Annotated in this window: 6 protein-coding genes; all 6 read right to left on the reverse strand. The window is 46.0% G+C overall.

Going from position 1 to position 5261, the window contains the following annotated elements:
* On the reverse strand, window positions 1-833 hold an 833-nt coding region (locus M0Q40_12375; protein ID MCK9223385.1), incomplete at its 3' end, for a hypothetical protein.
* 104 nt (window positions 834-937) lie between these two features.
* Window positions 938-1699, reverse strand: a complete 762-nt coding sequence (locus M0Q40_12380; protein ID MCK9223386.1) for an RHS repeat-associated core domain-containing protein — start codon at window positions 1697-1699, stop codon at window positions 938-940.
* Window positions 1700-1920: 221 nt separating this feature from the next.
* Complete coding sequence (locus tag M0Q40_12385; protein ID MCK9223387.1) at window positions 1921-2061, reverse strand: hypothetical protein; 141 nt, start codon at window positions 2059-2061, stop codon at window positions 1921-1923.
* Complete coding sequence (locus M0Q40_12390; GenBank protein MCK9223388.1) at window positions 2054-2566, reverse strand: hypothetical protein; 513 nt, start codon at window positions 2564-2566, stop codon at window positions 2054-2056. The genes M0Q40_12385 and M0Q40_12390 overlap by 8 nt, the downstream gene beginning before the upstream one ends.
* 299 nt (window positions 2567-2865) lie before the next feature.
* Window positions 2866-3957: a hypothetical protein gene (locus M0Q40_12395; protein MCK9223389.1), complete on the reverse strand. Its 1092-nt coding sequence runs from the start codon at window positions 3955-3957 to the stop codon at window positions 2866-2868.
* A gap of 772 nt (window positions 3958-4729) precedes the next feature.
* Window positions 4730-5122: a hypothetical protein gene (locus M0Q40_12400; protein MCK9223390.1), complete on the reverse strand. Its 393-nt coding sequence runs from the start codon at window positions 5120-5122 to the stop codon at window positions 4730-4732.
* Window positions 5123-5261: the final 139 nt, after the last annotated feature.

A 5261-nucleotide genomic window follows, 5' to 3' on the forward strand; every position in this document is an offset into this window, starting at 1 on the left:
CTTACCCCCCTGTCATATTTCGCATTAACAGATGTTATGAATTCCTCCGTCTTATCAGATTCCCGTCCTCCGCGATGTAGTTCCTTTTCACACAGGCTTATGTTAAGTAGTGCTCGGCTATAATCCTTGTCAGCTCCGTTACCGTCAGTCTTAGGAATGAAAAACAGACTATCATCACCTAGCCAGACCACCTCTACCAGATCATCGACTCTTCCCGCACAGTAATGAAAAGGACCTATGACAGTGAAAATGTCATCTACAAGACCAGCCAGAGCCTGCGGATTGGATGTTGGCAAAACTGCCCACGCATCATACCGTTTAAGCAGTCGTATAGAGTTTCCGAGCCAGCCATCTAAATGGGCCTTGATGTACGTAGGGTTCATCCAAGGAAAGCAGAAAATCCGCTTACCTCTAGCTAATCCAATCGCAATCGTTGCGGGCCATATCTGATCGCCATATGTGGATAAAGGACTGTCCAATTTATCTTCGTCTAATCTGAATAGTTCCTTCAATTCTGTGACACTTTGTATCGCATATCGATTAGGTATATTCAACGCTTCAGTTAACTGCTTTCGTACTGGTTTTCCTCTCCTCCCGCTGTAATCACGAGGCAAGACTACACCAATCCGCGCCAACTTCTCTGCACCGTATTCTACATCATCAATCGTGATCTTACCACTTCCTGCTTGAACTTCTCCGGCGATTGTATGACTAAGTCCTGTTACGCCATCACCAATATGCCCAGACAGACAGGACAGCCTTCCTGACCTTAGTACCCCGGTAAATGCCCGATACCCCTCGAAAACTCTACCAACCATAGGAATATCTATCATCAAAGGCCCTCTAGACCCTCGCGATGGATGATCATACGCTAGTTTATGAATACACAGTCTTGACAATATAATCAGCTCCCGTCACATTCTTGAAGTGACTACTCTTAATCTAGATCCGTAACTAGGTTTCTTAGCCATTGCCAAAAATGCTTAAACAAAGATGTCACTGTTGTTACCGGTTCAACCGGTTCAATTCTTGGTTCTAAGTGTACAATATCCATATATCCCGCACGCGATCTCATAAGAGAACCCTCGACACAATTACCCCCATCGTACCAAGTTCGTGTGTCTTTTTCCCAGCCAGGATCACGGTTGAAAGTTGCTTTTACCTCCGGATGAACCGCACCCGCAAGCCTCGCTTCAGCGGCTGCGGAGGGCTCCACCATTGCAAAAACGCGATCCTCGGACGGATAGCTCCTTCCTGCCATCATAATACTCAAAGCGTTTTTAAGGCTGGTATAGTGAGCAACCCTTTCCTTGTTGTCGCGACGATTCGATTTTGTGTTGGAAATCGATAACGGGTAAGGGGCCACTTCTTCCTGTTCGTTTTCCACACATTTTGTTATTAGGTGATCTATCGCTAGATCAAATGCTATTGAGCCAGCAATAACAGGCAATAGCAAGTGCCCAGGCTTATACATCCTCGTGATTGACGTCGTTGTACCATCCGGATCAACATATTTTACTGGATTATTATGTACATATACATACCAATTCAACCCATCCCTAGCCGGATCCATACTAATAAACCTACCCAGCTCGGGATCATAGAACCGCGCCCCGTAATAGTATAGACCAGTGCTATGCATGGGCTTGCTGGTAAAGCGATGCCTATGTTCTTCTGTAGAACCTGTTTCCTGCAACACACTACCGAAGGGCTCATAGGCTAGGGTTCCAGAAGCAGAGCTACTTAACGGCTTGGGTTAACCTGGAACGTGTGCTGTAATAGACCCCTTCCTAGCTACCTTTTCCACGGTCTTGATTAGCCGACCCGTATGCGTCATAAATCGCACGGGGCCTAGATGCCCATCCGTCCTTATTTCTTTGCGCCTGCACTATCTTAAAGGTATGTGGTTAAGTCTTCGCCCTAGTGCTTAACTTCCATGCCCCCGACACTATTGTCTGTAAAGCTCTCAACTCCGTTGCCTGTGGTAACAATAAGCCAAGGCAAGATCCTCCCTGCAAACCTGATGGCATCTGTGCGGAGGATCCTCTCCCGCTCAGTCATTTGCTCCCTCATCAATCAGATAGCTATAGCTCATCCACCCGAATTCAACTGACTCGAGAAGTTCCTTAAAAACAGCCAGCCCGTCCTCATCTGTTAATCCTGTTTCCGAAGACAGAAAATCGTTGAGACGATTGACTTTATCTTCATCGAAGCCAAATAGACCAAACGCTGACGGTGTACCCGCAAGTTCCAGCTCACCGACCTCTGGATCAAGGGGGATCACTCCCGACAGAACACAATCTCCTAGGTTGTAGACCCGAAATCCCCACACATGATCCTCGGCGCAGAAGAAATACAGCAAGGGCATCTGCCTAGATATCTCCGCAACCATGTTCACCGTTTTCGGTTCCATCAACCATTCATCGGCAAGGAGTAATCCGACCCACTTTTCGTTAACTGGATATACAAAACCAATACTATCGTCGATTTCCATTTCGTTAAGACAGGTAGATAACAGCTGCTCATGATCCTTTAGCACGAGAAACCCTGTTGAAAACTCACTCATACTAAGCTACTCCTCCTTAAGATATGTTTGCACTAAGGTAGAGCATCAACACTTACGGAGATGAACCCTAAGAACTAACCATCACGAACCTTGTGTCGTCCGTATACACTACTTCAGCATTGAACAGAATCTACCTATGGATGCCTCAAAAACGCTTGGTAGATCACCTTATGTCGCCGACCCATTTCGTATATGGATTCAATTTCCCGCCACTATAAACAATAGCAAGATTGTTCTCTCCACACTAAATGGTCAAGAGCCAAGTTCTGTTATTCCGCTGACATAGAAACCCCTCTCAATCACTTGCGTTCGAATTTTCTTATTTGCTCGAAGAACTCCCTGTGATAAGGATAACTCCACTTCAATATGGCACACAGTTTCTTCATGACGAGCTCTAACTCCGCAAATGTATAAACTATGTAGGAAGAGGCGGGTGTTCCCCAAGGCAAGGCGAATGAAAAGGACATGTTCAGATCCCTACATCCAAACCCACCATCAATCGTATAGTCATACTGATCATAGCTGATCCAAAGAATATCATCACCATGCTCTTTACAGGGAAATACATAGGCATCCCGGGTATTAGTCAAAACCATGATCTCCTGCTCTTTCCGAGAAGCAAGCCTCCTGTTGGGAAACTCACTAAGAATGATCTCCCGAATAAGAGAGACTGCCCGACTACCCCTAGGAAGAAGACTCTTCGGGATGTCCATATGAAAAACAGTCGAAATATTCAGGGAGCGAATTCTCGCCAAGCGGTGTTCCTTCAAAACAGGCCACAGCAAGTCGTAATTTCTAAGTGGTTCCTCCCATTCTTCCGGCTCAAGGATGCAGTAGCGAATCAATACGTATATATACACCCGGGATAGTATGTATAAAAACCCCTCTTTTTCCTCTGATGGCAAGCCATTATAGTACGCGAAGTTTACTTGCGCATCAATCTTAGTTAAAGATAAGGGATCCTTTATTTCAGGCCAGCCACAAAGGAGTTCAAGTATTTCGTTCTGGCGTTCTGTGTCATTATAGACTCCACGCATAATTGATTGTAACAACGTTGCCATCTGAACATGGTCATGTCTTTCTGCAATGCATCTAACACTACCATCGTCCGGGTAATACCTGTATATATGTGGCACTCCCCGATCATCCGTTTGGACAAAAACAAGACGCGACCGGTCATTCCAGTTGAACTCAGTTACATCATGGTTAGTTCCATTTGTAATGGGAGATGCTGAAGCCCTATCTCCTTTCTTGGCTACCCAGACCTTGATAATACCGTCTATCGGTTCAAGATAGGCATAGTACTTTCCGCATGGACTATCCTTCCTTTTGCATTCCCTGTTAATCGGGCCACCGACATTCGCCTCTTTATCTCCCGATCGAGTAAACATACTTGATTCATTCCTTTCATCATCGTCAAGATACCAAATGCCCCCGTAAACCAGAAGTTCTCAGCCCAACCTCCCCACAGAATATGCTAGGACCTGGGGTCTTACACGGCCGCAAGACAACACTCACAAGGGTATTAGCTCCTCCCCTTTACCTGGGCGATAGAACCCCCTGTCTCATTCGGAACAAGCCCCGATGGTTTCGTGTCTTCATCCAGGACCTAGGTTAGACATGTTTTTGGCTTGCTAACCAATGGACCGACTCCTCAGCGTCTTTCTGACTGTTCTTTACTCATCGCCATCTTTCTGGGCCACGACAACAAAGGTAAGTCCAATGTTTTCCAGTTAGCAATACACCCCATGTCCGCAAGACCCAGTTTCCTAGCAGAGAATTGGAGTTCGTCGACTTCGTTGTCGACGAACGTTCATCTTCTCAATAGAATGCGGTCGCTAGGAATCACCCTATACTTCGAGATCACCTTTCTGAATGTAAGTAACCGTTATAGTCGTCTTCTTCTGTACACCCATCCAATTTCGGTGATGGAGCATATCGGATTCACCCCCTCGTCTGTAGACGGTTCACAGCACATCTTCCCATATATCCATCCTCTTCCAATTTACTAGTTCTTTGTATGGATAGTCAACACTTCTTCGGACACATCCTGGGCAACGTTCTTGGCCAAATTGGCGTGAACACTGAATCTAGCCTGCAAATGAGAGTACCACAGCTGGCAAAGAAAATGGGTACAGACAACCACCGGATGTCTCACCACAGTTACTGAGCCAAAGCCGGCACTAGTACAGGTGCCGTTGCTGGAACAGGATAAATAATCGCTAGGGCTGCTGATGTAACAGCCACTTGATCATAAACTTCATTCCTACCTATATAGTCTTTCCTATAGGTTAATGCAGGAGTAGAACCATGAGAGTCTATGGTCACTTTGTACATCCTACCGAAATTATCCGTAATAGGGCTTGGCAGTGTATGGGATGGGGCCCCAAAAGTTCTTACCATGAACTCTTGAGAATCACCCAGTATCAACCCTCCATTAGTTTTATTCACATACTGAATAGCCTGTTTAACTGCCGCCGCTTCTGTCCCATGTGGTTTCGGTTCTAGTGCGCGATTTCCATCGTAGACTATATCTGGTCTTTTAAGCCTATCCACCAAAGATAGCAACCAGCGGTTTACCCGAGAACATTATCGAATACCACCTTCCCGAGGAAGAACTGGTTTGTTCTTGTTGCGGTCATGAGAGGCATGTCATCAGGCAAGAAATCACCCGCGAACTTCGCTATGTTCCAGC

It is taken from the genome of Limnochordia bacterium (assembly GCA_023230925.1).
Lineage (GTDB): Bacteria > Bacillota > Limnochordia > DUMW01 > DUMW01 > JALNWK01.